A 15,909-nucleotide genomic window follows, 5' to 3' on the forward strand; every position below is an offset into this window, starting at 1 on the left:
GAATAATATGACCGGTATGAGTAATGTAACTAAACTGGCCGGCGAACCGTCAGGTCAGGAATTCCTCGTGTTTACGCTGGGGGATGAAGAGTACGGTATCGATATCCTGAAAGTGCAGGAAATCCGTGGTTATGATCAGGTGACGCGCATCGCTAACACGCCAGCGTTTATCAAAGGCGTCACAAACCTGCGTGGTGTGATTGTGCCTATCGTCGACCTGCGCGTGAAATTTAGCCAGAGCGATGTGGATTACAACGAAAACACCGTGGTGATCGTGCTGAATCTGGGTCAGCGTGTGGTTGGCATTGTGGTAGATGGCGTCTCGGATGTTCTGTCGCTGACGACGGATCAAATCCGTCCTGCACCGGAGTTTGCGGTCACGCTGTCTACGGAATATTTGACGGGATTGGGGGCGCTGGGTGACCGGATGCTGATTCTGGTCAACATTGAGAAGCTGCTGAACAGCGAAGAAATGGCGCTGCTGGATATTGCCGCTTCCCACGTCGCATAATCGCCATAACTCATCCGGCCTACAATGATTGCTGTTGCAGGCCGGATTAGCGTAGCGTATCCGGCAGATTTCCCTCTTACGCTTCCCGCTCAACCAGCTCGGGTTCTTCTTCCAGTAAACCTTCATCCTGCGCCAGCATCGCCGTTGCAATCCCGTTACCTAATACGTTGATTGCTGAACGTCCCATATCCAGGAAGTGGTCAATTCCCATCAGCAACAGGATCCCGGCGACCGGAATGTTAAAGCTCGGGATGGTTGCAGCCAACACTACCAGTGCTGAACGTGGCACACCGGCAATCCCTTTGGACGCCAGCATCAGCGTCAGCATCAGGACGGTGATTTCTGCGAAGGAGAGGTGAATATTATAGGCCTGCGCGATAAACATGGAGGCAAATGAACAGTAGACCATGGAACCAACCAGGTTAAACGAATAACCGATAGGTAGCACGAATGACACGATGTTGGGTGAGCAGCCAAATTTAGTTAATTGCTCCAGCGTTTTCGGATAAGCGGCCTCAGAGCTGCTGGTGGTGAATGCGACCAAAACCGGGTCTTTCAGCATGCTCACCAGGCGAAATACCTCTTTTTTCAGCATGACATATCCCACAGCCAGCAGAACCAGGCAGGTCAGCAAAATCGCCACATAGTAGCCGCCGATAAACGACGCATAGTTAAGCAGGATCCCCAGCCCTTGGGTGGAGATGACGGAAGAGATGGCGGCAAAAATAGCCAGCGGCGCAACGTACATCACGTAGCCGGTCACTTTCAGCATAATGTGGGAAACCACATCCAGCGCGGCAACCAGTGGAGCGTTAAATTTCTCTCCGAGCGATGCGCCACCAATACCGAAGAACATTGAGAACACCACAATTTGCAGGATCTCATTGTTAGCCATCGCTTCGGCGATGCTGGTTGGAATGGTATGCGTCAGAAAACCTTTCAGGCTCATGCCGCCCACGGCGAGACCGGTGTCGGTGGCTTCCAGTGGGATCGCCAGGTTCAGCCCGCTGCCGGGTTGCTCAAGGGAAACCACAAACAGACCGACCAGGATAGACAATATAGAAGAGCTGATAAACCAGATCATCGCTTTCCCGCCCACACGACCGATGGTGGACGTTTCCCCCAGACGCATAATACCAACTGTCAGGGTGCTGAATACTAAAGGCGCGATCACCATCTTAATCAGACGTAAAAAGATGTCGGTGAGAAGCGTAATATTATCGGCCCAGGCGGTTACAACGCCGGGGGAGGCATAAGAGTGGATCACCGCACCCGACAGGATCCCCGCCAGCATGAAGATCACGATAAACAACGTGAGTTTGTTTGCATTTGCCACTAAAAAGCCCTCAGTAAGGATTTAACATTTATTGATCGGTTACTCATTTTTTATACTTATTAAGTGGTAACGAGGTATTCATCATATAAATTGGATTAAAGCGTAAGCGGATACAACTTTTTTTAATTTTTTATCCATTTTGTTGTGGTATTTACGATGCGTATGTGTGATCTCAATCACATAAAAATGCGTACTTCGGCCATTCTGGCCGTGCTCATCGATGAAAATAAATGTTATTTACATGATAATTATGGTGTTTTTATGTGAATGATTTGTGGTTGCTGCGCACCCGTTTTATCTTCCCCTCGCCAGGCTTCACATCCCTTCAGGATTTCCTTTTCGCAAACGTAAAGTTATCTCAGCGAGTGCCGATAACGTTGATAACTCGTTTTCAGGAAGGTGCCTTATGTTTAACCGTATCCGCGTTGTCACAATGCTGATGATGGTGCTGGGGGTTTTCGCACTGCTACAGCTTGTTTCCGGTGGTCTGTTGTTTTCTTCATTGCAGCAGAATCAGCAAAGTTTTGTTATTTCTAACGATCTTCGACAGCAGCAAAGTGAACTCACCTCAACATGGGATCTGATGCTGCAGACACGAATCAATTTAAGCCGTTCTTCTGCGCGCATGATGATGGATGCGTCTAACCAGCAAAGCAGCGCTAAAAACGATCTGCTGAAGAATGCGAAAGCATCGCTGGCGCAGGCTGAAACGCATTACGCAAAATTTAAAAACATCACACCGTTGCCGGAAATGGCAGAAGCCAGCGGCAACGTCGAGGAAAAATATCAGCAGTACCATGCTGCCCTGGCAGAACTGGTTCAGTTTCTGGAAAGCGGCAATATGGACGCCTACTTCGCGCAGCCTACGCAGGGAATGCAAAACGCGCTCGGCGAGGCGCTGGGCAAGTACGCCAGCGTTAGCGAAAAGCTTTACGTCCAGGCATTTGATCAAAGCGCGCGGGATTACCATTTCGCCCAATGGCAGCTTGGCGTGTTGGCCGTCGTGCTGGTGTTGATTCTGGTGGTGGTCTGGTACGGCATCCGTCATACCCTGCTTAATCCTCTGTCCCGTGTCATTGCCCATATCCGGGAAATCGCCAGCGGTAACCTAACCGCAACTCTCGCTGTTAGCGGTCGTAACGAAATCGGCGAGCTGGCCAGTACGGTTGATCATATGCAGCGCTCCTTGACGGAAACCGTCACCCTGGTGCGTGAAGGCTCTGATGCGATTTATTCCGGTACCAGCGAAATTGCCAGCGGAAACACTGACCTTTCATCTCGTACGGAACAGCAGGCGTCTGCACTGGAAGAGACCGCAGCCAGCATGGAACAGTTGACCGCAACCGTGAAGCAAAACGCGGACAACGCGCGTCAGGCCTCGCAACTGGCGAAAAGCGCGTCCGATACCGCGCAGCATGGCGGCAAAGTGGTTGATAGCGTGGTGAACACCATGCACGAAATCGCCGATAGCTCGAAGAAAATCGCCGACATCATCAGCGTCATCGATGGCATTGCCTTTCAGACCAACATTCTCGCACTGAACGCGGCGGTTGAAGCAGCGCGTGCCGGTGAGCAAGGCCGCGGCTTTGCTGTGGTGGCGGGTGAAGTGCGTAATCTGGCAAGCCGCAGTGCGCAGGCGGCGAAAGAGATTAAGGCATTGATTGAAGATTCCGTTTCCCGGGTTGATACCGGTTCCGTACTGGTAGAAAGCGCCGGCGAAACGATGAACGATATCGTCAATGCCGTGACGCGGGTGACAGACATTATGGGCGAGATTGCCTCGGCATCTGACGAGCAAAGCCGGGGGATTGATCAGGTTGCGCTCGCGGTCTCTGAAATGGATCGTGTTACGCAGCAAAACGCCTCATTGGTACAGGAGTCAGCTGCCGCAGCGGCCGCTCTTGAAGAACAGGCCAGTCGCTTAACGCAGTCGGTATCGACTTTCCGTCTTGCGTCACGTCCGGCCTCGACAAAACCGCGCGATACACGATTACCTGCAGCCCCGAGCGCATCCTATCCGCGCCAGAGCATTGAACAAGATACGAATTGGGAAACATTTTGACTGATAGTTAAACCGCGGCCAGTGCCGCCCGATGGGAGCGTTGATGTTTAATCGTATTCGAATTTCGACCACGCTGTTTTTGATTTTGATCCTCTGCGGAGTTTTGCAGATTGGCAGTAATGGCTTGTCCTTCTGGGCATTTCGGGACGGTTTTCAGAACCTGAATCAGGTCGAACTGAGTAATCAGCAACGCGCTGCGCTGGCCCAAACCCGCGCTGTGTTATTACAGGCCAGTACGGCCCTTAATAAGGCAGGGACGCTGACCGCCCTGAGCTATCCGCCAGAGGACATCAAAACGCTGATGACCCTCGCGCGCGATAGCCTGACGCAGTCTGAATTGATGTTTAAACGCTTTATGGCGACGTCGGATTCGACGGAGCAAGGCAAGGCGCTGTTTGGCGCAACGGAGAATAGCTTCAGCCAGTGGCACAGCGCTCTCGCGCATCAGGCAACCTGGCTTGAAAACAATCAGTTGTCAGATTTTCTGACCGCGCCGGTGCAGGCGGCTCAGGATGCTTTTGATGCGAATGTGAATGCGTGGCAGAGCAACATTGACAGCGTGTTGCAAACGGCGGGGGAGCAGAGTCAGCGTAATTACCATATGTCGGGGGTGATTTTCGCCACCATGGTGGTACTGGCGGCACTGCTCACCAGCGGTGCGCTGTTCTGGTCACGCAAGATGATCGTTCAGCCGCTGGCGATTATTGGCAGCCATTTCGACAGTATTGCCGCGGGGAACCTGGCACGACCGGTAGCAGTTTATGGGCGCAATGAGATCTCGGCTATTTTTGCCAGCCTGCAGAAGATGCAAAAGGCGTTACGCGAAACGGTAAGTGACGTTCGTCAGGGCAGCTCAGCCATGCATAGCGGTATTTCAGAAATCGCGATGGGCAATAACGATTTGTCTTCACGGACTGAACAGCAGGCGGCTGCGCTGGCGCAAACGGCGGCCAGCATGGAACAACTGACCGCCACCGTCGGCCAGAACGCTGATAACGCACGCCAGGCATCAGGAATCGCCAAAAGTGCGGCAGACACAGCGCATAAAGGTGGCGAGCAGACGTCCCGGGTCGCCAGCACCATGCATGAGATTTCTGCCAGCTCGCAGAAAATCGGCGACATTATCGGGGTGATTGACAGCATTGCCTTCCAGACCAATATCCTGGCGTTGAATGCCGCGGTAGAGGCCGCCAGAGCGGGGGAGCAAGGGCGTGGTTTTGCCGTCGTCGCCGGAGAAGTGCGCAATCTGGCAAGCCGTAGCGCACAGGCGGCGAAAGAAATTAAGGGACTGATTGAGGAATCCGTCACCCGGGTGCAGCAGGGATCGCAACTGGTGGATATGGCGTCGCGCACGATGACGGAAATTGTCAGTTCGGTGACCCGGGTTAACGACATCATGGGCGAGATTGCCTCGGCATCCGATGAACAGCGCAGAGGCATTGAGCAGGTGGCGCAGGCCGTCAGCCAGATGGACTCCGTGACGCAGCAAAACGCCGGTCTGGTGGAAGAAGCCGCATCCGCCGCCGGACAACTTGCGACGCAGGCCGATCATCTTTCTGCTTGTGTCGCATTTTTTAAACTTGAAGAGCAAACCGTAGCAAAACAAGAGTTGGCGCAGCCTCAGGTTGCGCCCGTTGTATCCTGAATGTGATTGAGAAGGCGCTATGACATCATCTCTGCCCTCCGGGCAAACGTCATTATTGTTACAGATGACACAGCGCCTCGCGCTGTCTGACGCGCATTTTCGTCGGATATGTCAATTAATCTACCAGCGTGCGGGGATCGTACTGGCCGACCATAAGCGGGACATGGTTTATAACCGCCTGGTTCGTCGTCTGCGTACCCTGGGGCTGGATGACTTTGGTCGCTATCTCAGCATGCTGGAAGCTAACCAGAACAGCGCTGAGTGGCAGGCTTTTATTAACTCCCTGACAACCAACCTGACCGCGTTTTTTCGCGAAGGGCATCATTTTCCGGTGCTGTCAGATCACGCTCGTCGGCGCAGCGGTGAATACCGCGTCTGGAGCGCGGCGGCGTCAACCGGAGAAGAACCCTACAGCATTGCGATTACGCTTGCCGATACCTTAGGTATGGCACCGGGCCGCTGGCGTGTTTTTGCCAGCGACATTGATACCGAAGTGCTGGAAAAGGCCAGAAACGGCATTTACCGCCTTGATGAGCTAAAGACGCTGTCACCCCAGCAGTTGCAGCGTTATTTCATGCGCGGCACCGGGCCGCATGAAGGGCTGGTACGCGTTCGGCAGGAACTGGCAGGGCATGTTGAATTTTCCAGCGTGAATTTACTGGATAAGCAGTACAACGTACCCGGACCGTTCGACGCCATATTTTGTCGTAACGTGATGATCTATTTCGATAAAACGACTCAACAGGACATTTTGCACCGTTTTGTTCCACTTCTTAAACCTGACGGGCTGCTGTTTGCAGGTCATTCAGAAAACTTTAGCAACCTTGTGCGCGAGTTTAGCCTGCGTGGACAGACCGTGTATGCGCATGCGCCAGGTAAGGATAAAGCATGAGTAAAATCAGGGTGTTGTCGGTAGATGATTCTGCATTGATGCGTCAAATCATGACCGAAATTATTAATAGTCACAGTGATATGGAAATGGTGGCGACGGCGCCGGATCCGTTGGTCGCCCGGGATTTAATCAAAAAATACAATCCCGACGTCCTGACGCTGGACGTGGAAATGCCGCGCATGGACGGCCTCGACTTTCTTGAGAAGTTGATGCGTCTGCGTCCGATGCCGGTAGTCATGGTTTCTTCGCTGACCGGTAAAGGTTCAGAGGTCACGCTGCGGGCGCTGGAGCTGGGGGCGATTGATTTTGTCACCAAACCGCAACTGGGGATCCGCGAAGGAATGCTGGCGTATAGCGAGATGATTGCGGAGAAAATCCGCACCGCATCGCGGGCAAAACTGGCGGCCCATAAGCCCATGGCTGCACCGACGACCTTGAAGGCAGGGCCATTACTCAGTTCGGAAAAATTGCTGGTGATTGGGGCGTCAACCGGAGGAACAGAGGCAATTCGCCATGTACTCCAGCCATTGCCGCTTTCAAGTCCGGGTATTCTTATTACCCAGCATATGCCGCCAGGATTTACCCGTTCGTTCGCAGAACGTCTGAACAAACTGTGCCAGATAACCGTGAAAGAGGCAGAGGACGGAGAGCGCGTACTTCCAGGGCATGCGTATATCGCGCCGGGTGACAAGCATATGGAACTGGCGCGCAGCGGCGCGAACTATCAAATCAAAATTCATGACGGTCCGCCGGTTAATCGGCATCGGCCTTCAGTGGATGTGCTGTTCCATTCGGTGGCGAAACATGCGGGGCGCAATGCCGTCGGGGTGATCCTGACCGGTATGGGCAACGATGGCGCAGCCGGAATGTTAGCGATGAATCAGGCGGGAGCCTGGACCATTGCGCAAAACGAAGCAAGTTGTGTGGTGTTCGGCATGCCGCGCGAGGCCATCAATATGGGTGGCGTAAGCGAAGTGGTCGATCTTAGCCAGGTGAGCCAGCAAATGCTGGTGAAAATTAGTGCCGGACAGGCAATACGTATTTGAATCAGGAGTTTATTTTTATGGCGGATAAAGAGCTTAAGTTTTTGGTTGTGGATGACTTTTCCACCATGCGTCGCATCGTGCGTAACCTGCTTAAAGAGCTGGGATTCAACAATGTTGAAGAGGCTGAAGATGGCGTGGATGCGCTGAACAAGCTGCAGGCTGGGGGATTCGGCTTTGTTATTTCTGACTGGAACATGCCGAACATGGATGGACTGGAACTGCTGAAAACCATCCGTGCCGATGGCGGGATGGCTTCTCTGCCGGTGCTGATGGTCACGGCAGAAGCGAAAAAAGAGAACATCATTGCGGCAGCACAGGCAGGTGCCAGTGGCTATGTCGTGAAACCGTTCACGGCGGCGACGCTGGAAGAAAAACTGAATAAAATCTTTGAGAAACTGGGCATGTGAGGATGTGATGATGATGCAACCACAAATTAAACCTGCTGACGAACACTCTGCCGGGGACATCATCGCGCGCATCGGCAGTTTGACCCGAATGCTCCGCGACAGCTTGCGTGAACTGGGGCTGGATCAGGCCATTGCCGAAGCGGCAGAAGCGATTCCTGATGCCCGCGATCGTCTCGATTATGTTGTGCAGATGACCGCGCAGGCGGCGGAGCGTGCGCTAAACAGCGTAGAAGCTTCGCAGCCGCATCAGGACGCGATGGAAAAAGGGGCCAAAGATCTGACCAAACGCTGGGATGAATGGTTCGAAAATCCGATCGAACTGTCCGATGCTCGTGAACTGGTCACCGATACCCGTCAGTTCCTTGGTGATGTGCCTGGACATACCAGCTTTACCAATGCCCAGTTGCTGGACATCATGATGGCGCAGGATTTCCAGGATCTCACCGGACAGGTCATCAAGCGCATGATGGATGTTATCCAGGAAATTGAACGTCAGCTGCTGATGGTTCTGTTGGAAAACATTCCGGAACAGGGCGCACGTCCAAAACGTGAAAACGAAAGCTTGCTTAACGGCCCGCAGGTTGACGCCTCGAAAGCCGGTGTAGTGGCAAGTCAGGATCAGGTTGACGACCTGCTGGATAGCCTCGGGTTCTGATGAGTATTTGCCGGATGTGAGGCGTGGGCCTCTCATCCGGCTTACGCGCAATTCTGCTTAAAGCCATAAATCCCGTCTTTTTTACCGCTTACTCTTCCCATTGCTGGATAGCTGTTCTGGCATCATTCTCGCCTATATCTCTATCCAGGGTCTGATGCGTGGCAGAAGAAAGCGACGACGACAAAACAGAAGCCCCCACACCCCACCGACTTGAAAAAGCGCGGGAAGAAGGGCAGATCCCCCGATCCAAAGAGCTAACCTCACTGCTCATTTTGCTGGTGGGTGTGTGCATTATCTGGATAGGTGGGGAGTCGCTTGCCCGCAGACTGGCTGGCATGCTGTCGGCCGGATTACGTTTTGACCATAGCATGGTTAACGACCCGAATCTGATCCTCAGCCAAATCATCCTGCTGATTAAAGACGCGATGATTGCGCTGTTGCCGTTGATTACCGGCGTCGTTTTGGTGGCTTTAATCTCCCCGGTGATGCTTGGCGGCTTGATTTTCAGCGGTAAATCCCTGCAACCCAAATTCTCGAAGCTGAATCCGCTGCCGGGCATTAAGCGCATGTTTTCCGCGCAAACCGGCGCAGAACTGCTCAAAGCGATACTGAAGTCCACGTTAGTGGGAAGCGTGGCCGGATTTTATCTCTGGCATAACTGGCCGGCGATGATGCGTCTGATGGCGGAGTCACCGATTACGGCGATGGGCAACGCCCTGGATTTAGTCGGTATGTGTGCACTACTGGTGGCACTTGGCGTTATTCCGATGGTGGGGTTCGACGTCTTTTTCCAGATCTATAGCCATGTGAAAAAGCTACGTATGTCGCGTCAGGATATCCGCGATGAATTTAAGCAAAGCGAAGGTGACCCGCACGTTAAGGGCAAAATTCGTCAAATGCAGCGCGCGGCCGCTCAGCGTCGCATGATGGCGGATGTGCCGAAAGCAGACGTTATTGTCACTAACCCTACGCACTACTCAGTGGCGTTGAAGTATGACGAGAACAAAATGAGTGCCCCGAAAGTTGTCGCTAAGGGGGCCGGGTTGGTTGCACTGCGCATCCGTGAAATTGGCGCAGAGCACCGTGTCCCGACATTAGAAGCGCCGCCACTGGCGCGTGCGCTCTATCGCCATGCTGAAATTGGTCAGCAAATACCGGGTCAATTGTATGCCGCCGTTGCTGAAGTACTGGCATGGGTATGGCAGCTAAAACGCTGGCGTCTGGCTGGCGGCAAGCGTCCACCACAACCTGAAAACCTTCCGGTGCCTGAAGCACTGGATTTCATGAACGAGAAGAATACTGATGGCTAATCTGGTCGCGATGCTGCGTCTGCCCAGCAACCTGAAATCCACGCAATGGCAAATCCTTGCCGGACCGATCCTCATCCTGCTGATCCTGTCGATGATGGTGCTGCCGCTGCCGGCTTTCGTCCTCGATTTGCTGTTCACATTTAACATTGCGCTGTCGATCATGGTGCTGCTGGTGGCGATGTTCACCCAGCGTACGCTGGAGTTTGCCGCATTCCCGACGATTTTGCTGTTTACCACATTATTACGCCTGGCGCTGAACGTCGCGTCGACCCGTATCATTTTGATGGAAGGACACACCGGCGCAGCGGCGGCGGGGAAGGTAGTTGAAGCCTTTGGTCACTTCCTGGTGGGCGGTAACTTCGCGATCGGTATCGTGGTCTTCGTGATTCTCGTCATCATTAACTTTATGGTAATCACTAAAGGTGCAGGACGTATCGCCGAGGTAGGCGCGCGCTTTGTACTGGACGGAATGCCCGGCAAGCAGATGGCGATTGATGCAGATTTGAATGCCGGTCTGATTGGCGAAGATGAAGCTAAAAAACGACGCTCGGAAGTGACCCAGGAAGCGGATTTTTACGGCTCAATGGACGGTGCGAGTAAATTCGTCCGTGGAGACGCCATCGCCGGGATTTTGATCATGGTGATCAACGTGGTCGGCGGTCTGTTAGTTGGGGTGTTGCAGCATGGTATGAGCATGGGCAGCGCTGCGGAAAGTTATACCCTGCTGACCATCGGTGACGGGCTGGTGGCACAAATTCCTGCGCTGGTTATCTCTACCGCGGCGGGCGTTATCGTGACCCGCGTGAGTACCGACCAGGACGTAGGCGAACAGATGGTGACCCAACTGTTCAGCAATCCTAGCGTTATGCTGCTCAGTGCGGCGGTGCTTGGACTTTTGGGTCTGGTTCCGGGCATGCCGAATCTGGTGTTTCTGATGTTTACCGCCGCGTTACTGGGTCTGGCCTGGTGGATGCGCGGGCGTGAGCAAAAAGCGCCGGATGAACCGCAGCCGGTGAAAATGCCGGAAAACAACTCCGTGGTGGAAGCCACGTGGAACGACGTGCAACTGGAAGACTCCCTGGGAATGGAGGTAGGTTATCGCCTGATCCCAATGGTGGACTTTCAGCAGGATGGTGAGCTGCTGGGGCGAATTCGCAGTATTCGTAAGAAATTTGCTCAGGATATGGGCTTCCTGCCGCCCGTGGTACACATCCGCGACAATATGGATCTGCAGCCGGCTCGCTATCGAATTTTGATGAAAGGGGTTGAAATAGGCAGCGGTGACGCCTATCCGGGACGCTGGTTGGCCATTAACCCGGGTACTGCCGCCGGGTCGCTGCCGGGAGAGAAAACGGTCGATCCGGCTTTCGGACTGGACGCTATCTGGATTGAAAGCGCATTGAAGGAACAGGCGCAGATTCAGGGTTTTACGGTGGTTGAAGCCAGTACTGTTGTCGCTACGCATCTAAACCACCTGATTGGGCAGTTCGCCGCTGAGCTGTTTGGCCGTCAGGAAGCGCAGCAGTTACTGGATCGAGTGTCGCAGGAGATGCCAAAGCTGACGGAAGATCTGGTGCCGGGCGTTGTGACGCTCACCACGCTGCATAAAGTGCTGCAGAACTTACTGGACGAGAAAGTACCGATTCGCGATATGCGCACCATCCTTGAAACACTGGCGGAACATGCGCCGCTGCAAAACGATCCGCATGAGCTTACCGCGGTCGTCCGTGTTGCGTTAGGACGCGCCATCACTCAGCAGTGGTTCCCGGGTAATGAAGAGGTTCAGGTTATCGGTCTTGATACTCCGCTCGAGCGTTTGCTGCTGCAAGCGCTGCAGGGGGGCGGCGGCCTGGAGCCTGGGCTTGCAGACCGACTGCTGGCCCAGACTCAGGAAGCGCTGTCCCGGCAGGAAATGTTGGGCGCGCCGCCAGTCTTGCTGGTTAATCACGCGTTACGTCCGTTACTGGCGCGGTTTTTACGTCGCAGCATCCCGCAGTTGGTGGTGTTATCGAATATGGAGCTTTCCGATAACCGCCATATCCGCATGACGGCGACCATTGGAGGTAAATAATGCGTAAGTTACTGTGGTTGTTGTTTTTTCCTCTGGTGGCGCAGGCCGCTGGAGAAGGGGCCTGGCAGGCAAGTGGTATGGGGATCACCTTAAATCACCGTGGCCAGTCAGCCTCGTCTGATCCTTTGGTTCCCAGCCAGCCGGTCTCAGGCTTGATGACGCTGGTGGCCTGGCGCTATGAGCTGAATGGCCCCACGCCCGCAGGTTTGCGGGTGCGTTTATGTTCTCAGTCCCGTTGTGTCGAGCTGGACGGGCAAAGTGGGACCACCAACGGGTTCAATAACGTTCCGGCCATTGAACCGATGCATTTTGTCTGGGAGGTCCCCGGCGGTGGTCGCCTGATCCCCGCGTTACGCATTCAGAGCAATCAGGTGATTGTGAACTACCGTTAACACCCTCCGTCATTCAGACCAGCAGTTGAAACTGCTGGTTGTTTCAACATTTCAGTCTCTCACTCAATTAAATAGAAGCGCCGTTTTATAAAATAAGTGACGTACGTTGCCGGACTCTTTGTATTCTTGCCATTTCACGAATCCTTCTGGCAGAAATAGAAAGGTTTCACTTCCTGTTAGCTTTTACTGTGACCCTATAAGGATGCCCATTGTCAAAGCGAGGATTGCGGGGCCTCCAAAAAAGCTGCTGCGCCGTAACAGGGGCAAGTCTCAGCATTGAATCCGACATTGACAGAGGTTAAGTAAATGATTGTTTACCCGGTTAAACATAGCCCGTTATTGCGCCAGCCAGAACATTTTATTGCCAGGGATGAATTAAAAACGCTGATCAAAAAGGTGACGCATAACCTGGTCAATATTCATGACGAAACCGGCGAGTTCTTGCTGCGTCTGGACGATGGACGCGTAATTGATACTAAAGGCTGGGCGGGATGGGAGTGGACACACGGCGTCGGCCTGTACGGGATGTATCAGTACTATCTGCAAACCGGCGATGAAACGATGCGCGATATCATCGATAGCTGGTTTGCCGAGCGTTTTGCTGAAGGTGCGACCACCAAAAACGTGAACACCATGGCGCCATTTTTAACGTTGGCGTATCGCTATGAAGAGACGCGTAACCCAGCGTTTCTGCCGTGGCTCGACAGCTGGGCTGAGTGGGCAATGCATGAGATGCCGCGTACCGAATTTGGTGGTATGCAACACATCACGCTGGCGGAAGAAAACCATCAACAGATGTGGGATGACACGCTGATGATGACGGTTTTACCGCTGGCGAAGATTGGCAAGCTACTCAATCGCCCGGACTACATCGAAGAGGCAACGTATCAGTTCCTGCTGCACGTGCAAAACCTGATGGATAAAGAAACGGGGCTGTGGTTCCACGGCTGGAGCTATGAAGGAAATCATAACTTTGCTAATGCCCGCTGGGCGCGTGGCAACAGTTGGTTAACTATCGTGATCCCGGACTTCCTCGAATTACTTGATTTACCGGAAAACAATGCTGTTCACCGCTATCTGGTACAGGTCCTGAACGCGCAAATCGCGGCGCTGGCGAAATGCCAGGATGAAAGTGGGTTGTGGCATACCTTGCTGGACGACCCTCAGTCGTATCTGGAAGCATCGGCAACTGCCGGATTTGCCTATGGGATCCTCAAAGCAGTACGTAAACGCTATGTTGGGCAAGAGTATGCACTGGTGGCCGAAAAAGCCATTCGCGGCATTGTGCAGCATATTTCACCGGAAGGTGAACTGCTGCACACCTCGTTTGGTACCGGGATGGGACATAATCTTGATTTCTACCGCAACATCCCTCGGACCTCCATGCCTTACGGACAGGCGATGGCGATGCTGTGCCTTACCGAATACTTGCGAAAGTATTTTTGATATCGGTATTCAATGGCGATACCGCTATCGGACCTGATGGTTCAGCCGTCACTGTTTGTACCGTGTTGTCCTGCGGGGCAAACAGATGATCCATGATTTGACGCATAACCGGCGCGGCGGTGACACCATCGCTGCCGCCGTTTTCCAGAATTAACGCCACCGCGACCTTCGGGTTCTTATAGGGTGCAAATGCGGTATAGAACACGTGGTCGCGCAAGCGGACAGGGATCATCTTCGCATTGTAGGTCTGATTTTCTTTCAGGCTAAAGACCTGCGAGGTGCCGCTTTTTGCCGCAATGCCGTAAGGCGCGGTGTGAAAGAACTTATAACCTGTACCATTTGGTTCATTCGCCATGCCGAACATCGCCTGACGCACCAGTCCCCAGTAGGGCGATGAGGCCGAGGCGATTTGTGAAGGTGCTTCTGGAGCCTGATACGGCGTGATGGTTTTGCCGCTCTCTTCATCGAGCAGCAGGTGAGGGACGATAACCTTGCCGTTGTTAATCAGTGCGACCATGGCTTTTACCATCTGGATAGGCGTGGCAATCCAGTAGCCCTGACCGATGCCAACTGAAATAGTGTCCCCCTGATACCAGGCTTTTTTGTGTACTTTTTGCTTCCATTCACGGCTCGGGAGCAGGCCGTTATACTCCTCATCAAGATCGATGCCGGTCGGTTTACCGTAACCAAACTGGCTGAGCATGCTGTTAATCCGGTCGATCCCCATCATATACGCTACCTGATAGAAGAACGTATCGGCAGACTCTTCTATCGCTTTGGTGACATCCAACATACCGTGGCCCGTTTTTTTCCAGTCACGGTAATGTCGCTCGGTGCCGGGTAGCGTCCAGGTAGGGGCACCGAAGAAACTGGTCTGCGGCGTGATCACACCGTTCAGTAATGCCGACATCGCCATATACGGTTTGACCGTTGAAGCGGGAGGGTACAATCCCTGCGTGACGCGGTTGATTAATGGCAGGTCTTTATCCTGGAGTAGCTTGTTATAGTCCTGATAGCTGATGCCTTTGACAAACGGATTAGGGTCGTAGCTGGGGTTTGAGACCATCGCCAGTACGGAACCGTCGTGTGGATCTTCAACCAAAACGGCGGCACGCTGGCCAGCCAACAAGCTCTCAATGTATTGCTGTAAATGTAAATCCAGCGTCAGATGGATATCTTTTCCGGCAACGGGCGGCACATCTTTGATCAGGCGTACGATGCGTCCGTGGTTATCTACTTCCACCTCCTGATAACCGGTCTTTCCATGCAGTTCGTTTTCGTAATAGCGCTCAATACCTTGCTTACCGATGTTGTGATCGGCGGCGTAGTTCTCCGCCAGACCTTTTTGATCCAGTGCTTTCAGGTCGTTGTCATTGATTTTTGAAACATAACCCAGGACATGCGCCAGCGCCGCGCCATAGGGATACTGGCGGTCTTCGTAACTATTGATGTTGACGCCGCTAAAATGAAACTGGTTTACCGAGAAACGGGCGATTTCGACATCAGTTAGCGCATTTTTTAGCACCACAGGACGATAGCGGCTGCTGGTTTTCAGCTCATGGCGAAACTGGTCTATGTCATCAGGAGTGAGGTCAACGATCGGCGTGAGCTGCTGGAGTAACGCATTCATATCGCTGATTTTATACGGCGTAACAGAAATATCGTACCAGGTAACGTTGCGCACTAGCGGGATGCCGTTGCGATCGTAAATCATGCCGCGCGTTGGGGCGACGGGCAGCATTTTGATGTCGTTTGCATTCGACCGGGTGGTGTAATACTGGTGCTGACAGATTTGTAAGTTATACAGATTGTAAATCAGGATGCCAAAACAGATGACTACCAGGCCAAAGGCCACCAATACACGCCGCTGGAAGAGCTTTTCTTCCGCTTCAAAATCTCTGAATGTCATTGACCCGTACCCGATTAATTCGCCGCCTAATGATACGGAGGCTTAGACGGGATGACAGGCAAAAGATGTTCCATATCTCTAGGGAAATGTGTCATTCCTTGTGGGTTGTTACAAATTACAGTGAACGTAGCCGTTTCTCGTCGGCCTGATAGTGCTGCCTACGAGGGCGGTAATTCGGGGAAATAAAAAAACCCGCGACATAGCGCGGGCTTTCATATTACTTGAGG

The 15,909-nt window shown here is 53.2% G+C and carries 13 protein-coding genes; 11 read left to right on the forward strand and 2 right to left on the reverse strand.

Going from position 1 to position 15,909, the window contains the following annotated elements:
* Positions 1–7 precede the first annotated feature (7 nt).
* Positions 8–511 (forward strand): chemotaxis protein CheW, encoded by a 504-nt coding sequence (gene cheW / locus OGY71_RS02055; RefSeq protein WP_003034638.1) that lies wholly within the window; start codon positions 8–10, stop codon positions 509–511.
* 76 nt (positions 512–587) lie between these two features.
* Here cheW and OGY71_RS02060 read toward each other — a convergent pair whose 3' ends face one another.
* A complete protein-coding gene (locus tag OGY71_RS02060) occupies positions 588–1,847 on the reverse strand; it encodes a dicarboxylate/amino acid:cation symporter (protein WP_003833882.1) in 1,260 nt (419 codons plus the stop codon).
* A 406-nt stretch (positions 1,848–2,253) separates the two neighbouring features.
* Here OGY71_RS02060 and tar point away from each other — a divergent pair, with 406 nt between their 5' ends.
* The 10 genes from tar (at position 2,254) to bglB (ending at position 13,773) form a co-directional block, all read left to right on the forward strand.
* Positions 2,254–3,909: a methyl-accepting chemotaxis protein II gene (tar, locus tag OGY71_RS02065; RefSeq protein ID WP_003833879.1), complete on the forward strand. Its 1,656-nt coding sequence runs from the start codon at positions 2,254–2,256 to the stop codon at positions 3,907–3,909.
* Positions 3,910–3,952: 43 nt separating this feature from the next.
* Positions 3,953–5,554, forward strand: coding sequence for a methyl-accepting chemotaxis protein IV (tap, locus tag OGY71_RS02070; RefSeq protein WP_286612738.1), 1,602 nt, complete (start codon positions 3,953–3,955; stop codon positions 5,552–5,554).
* A gap of 19 nt (positions 5,555–5,573) precedes the next feature.
* A complete protein-coding gene (cheR, locus tag OGY71_RS02075; protein WP_032943796.1) occupies positions 5,574–6,446 on the forward strand; it encodes a protein-glutamate O-methyltransferase CheR in 873 nt (290 codons plus the stop codon).
* Positions 6,443–7,492 carry a protein-glutamate methylesterase/protein-glutamine glutaminase gene (locus tag OGY71_RS02080; protein ID WP_003833872.1) on the forward strand — a complete coding sequence of 350 codons (1,050 nt, stop codon included), beginning with the start codon at positions 6,443–6,445 and terminating at the stop codon, positions 7,490–7,492. Before cheR ends, OGY71_RS02080 begins: the two co-directional genes overlap by 4 nt.
* A 17-nt stretch (positions 7,493–7,509) precedes the next feature.
* A complete protein-coding gene (gene cheY, locus OGY71_RS02085) occupies positions 7,510–7,899 on the forward strand; it encodes a chemotaxis response regulator CheY (RefSeq protein WP_003034656.1) in 390 nt (129 codons plus the stop codon).
* Between the two features lie 10 nt (positions 7,900–7,909).
* Positions 7,910–8,554: a protein phosphatase CheZ gene (gene cheZ, locus OGY71_RS02090; protein ID WP_003034659.1), complete on the forward strand. Its 645-nt coding sequence runs from the start codon at positions 7,910–7,912 to the stop codon at positions 8,552–8,554.
* A gap of 158 nt (positions 8,555–8,712) precedes the next feature.
* Positions 8,713–9,864 carry a flagellar biosynthesis protein FlhB gene (flhB, locus tag OGY71_RS02095; protein WP_286612740.1) on the forward strand — a complete coding sequence of 384 codons (1,152 nt, stop codon included), beginning with the start codon at positions 8,713–8,715 and terminating at the stop codon, positions 9,862–9,864.
* Positions 9,857–11,935, forward strand: a complete 2,079-nt coding sequence (gene flhA, locus OGY71_RS02100) for a flagellar biosynthesis protein FlhA (protein WP_003034666.1) — start codon at positions 9,857–9,859, stop codon at positions 11,933–11,935. The genes flhB and flhA overlap by 8 nt, the downstream gene beginning before the upstream one ends.
* Complete coding sequence (flhE, locus tag OGY71_RS02105; protein ID WP_003833862.1) at positions 11,935–12,327, forward strand: flagellar protein FlhE; 393 nt, start codon at positions 11,935–11,937, stop codon at positions 12,325–12,327. The genes flhA and flhE overlap by 1 nt, the downstream gene beginning before the upstream one ends.
* Before the next feature lie 306 nt (positions 12,328–12,633).
* Complete coding sequence (gene bglB / locus OGY71_RS02110; RefSeq protein ID WP_125112496.1) at positions 12,634–13,773, forward strand: beta-galactosidase BglB; 1,140 nt, start codon at positions 12,634–12,636, stop codon at positions 13,771–13,773.
* On the opposite strand, the gene mrdA2 is transcribed toward bglB, so the two are convergent.
* Positions 13,745–15,682 carry a peptidoglycan DD-transpeptidase MrdA2 gene (gene mrdA2, locus OGY71_RS02115; RefSeq protein WP_286612742.1) on the reverse strand — a complete coding sequence of 646 codons (1,938 nt, stop codon included), beginning with the start codon at positions 15,680–15,682 and terminating at the stop codon, positions 13,745–13,747. The genes bglB and mrdA2 overlap by 29 nt on opposite strands.
* Between the last annotated feature and the right edge of the window lie 227 nt (positions 15,683–15,909).

Origin of the sequence: Citrobacter sp. Cpo109, from assembly GCF_030332565.1 — a bacterium.
In the GTDB taxonomy this organism is placed as follows: Bacteria; Pseudomonadota; Gammaproteobacteria; order Enterobacterales; family Enterobacteriaceae; genus Citrobacter; species Citrobacter portucalensis.

Coding starts and splice junctions, on each gene's coding strand:
- cheW (WP_003034638.1), top strand. CDS start 8: ATGACCGGTATGAGTAATGTAACTAAACTGGCCGGCGAACCGTCAGGT.
- tar (WP_003833879.1), top strand. CDS start 2,254: ATGTTTAACCGTATCCGCGTTGTCACAATGCTGATGATGGTGCTGGGG.
- tap (WP_286612738.1), top strand. CDS start 3,953: ATGTTTAATCGTATTCGAATTTCGACCACGCTGTTTTTGATTTTGATC.
- cheR (WP_032943796.1), top strand. CDS start 5,574: ATGACATCATCTCTGCCCTCCGGGCAAACGTCATTATTGTTACAGATG.
- OGY71_RS02080 (WP_003833872.1), top strand. CDS start 6,443: ATGAGTAAAATCAGGGTGTTGTCGGTAGATGATTCTGCATTGATGCGT.
- cheY (WP_003034656.1), top strand. CDS start 7,510: ATGGCGGATAAAGAGCTTAAGTTTTTGGTTGTGGATGACTTTTCCACC.
- cheZ (WP_003034659.1), top strand. CDS start 7,910: ATGATGCAACCACAAATTAAACCTGCTGACGAACACTCTGCCGGGGAC.
- flhA (WP_003034666.1), top strand. CDS start 9,857: ATGGCTAATCTGGTCGCGATGCTGCGTCTGCCCAGCAACCTGAAATCC.
- flhE (WP_003833862.1), top strand. CDS start 11,935: ATGCGTAAGTTACTGTGGTTGTTGTTTTTTCCTCTGGTGGCGCAGGCC.
- bglB (WP_125112496.1), top strand. CDS start 12,634: ATGATTGTTTACCCGGTTAAACATAGCCCGTTATTGCGCCAGCCAGAA.
- mrdA2 (WP_286612742.1), bottom strand. CDS start 15,682: ATGACATTCAGAGATTTTGAAGCGGAAGAAAAGCTCTTCCAGCGGCGT.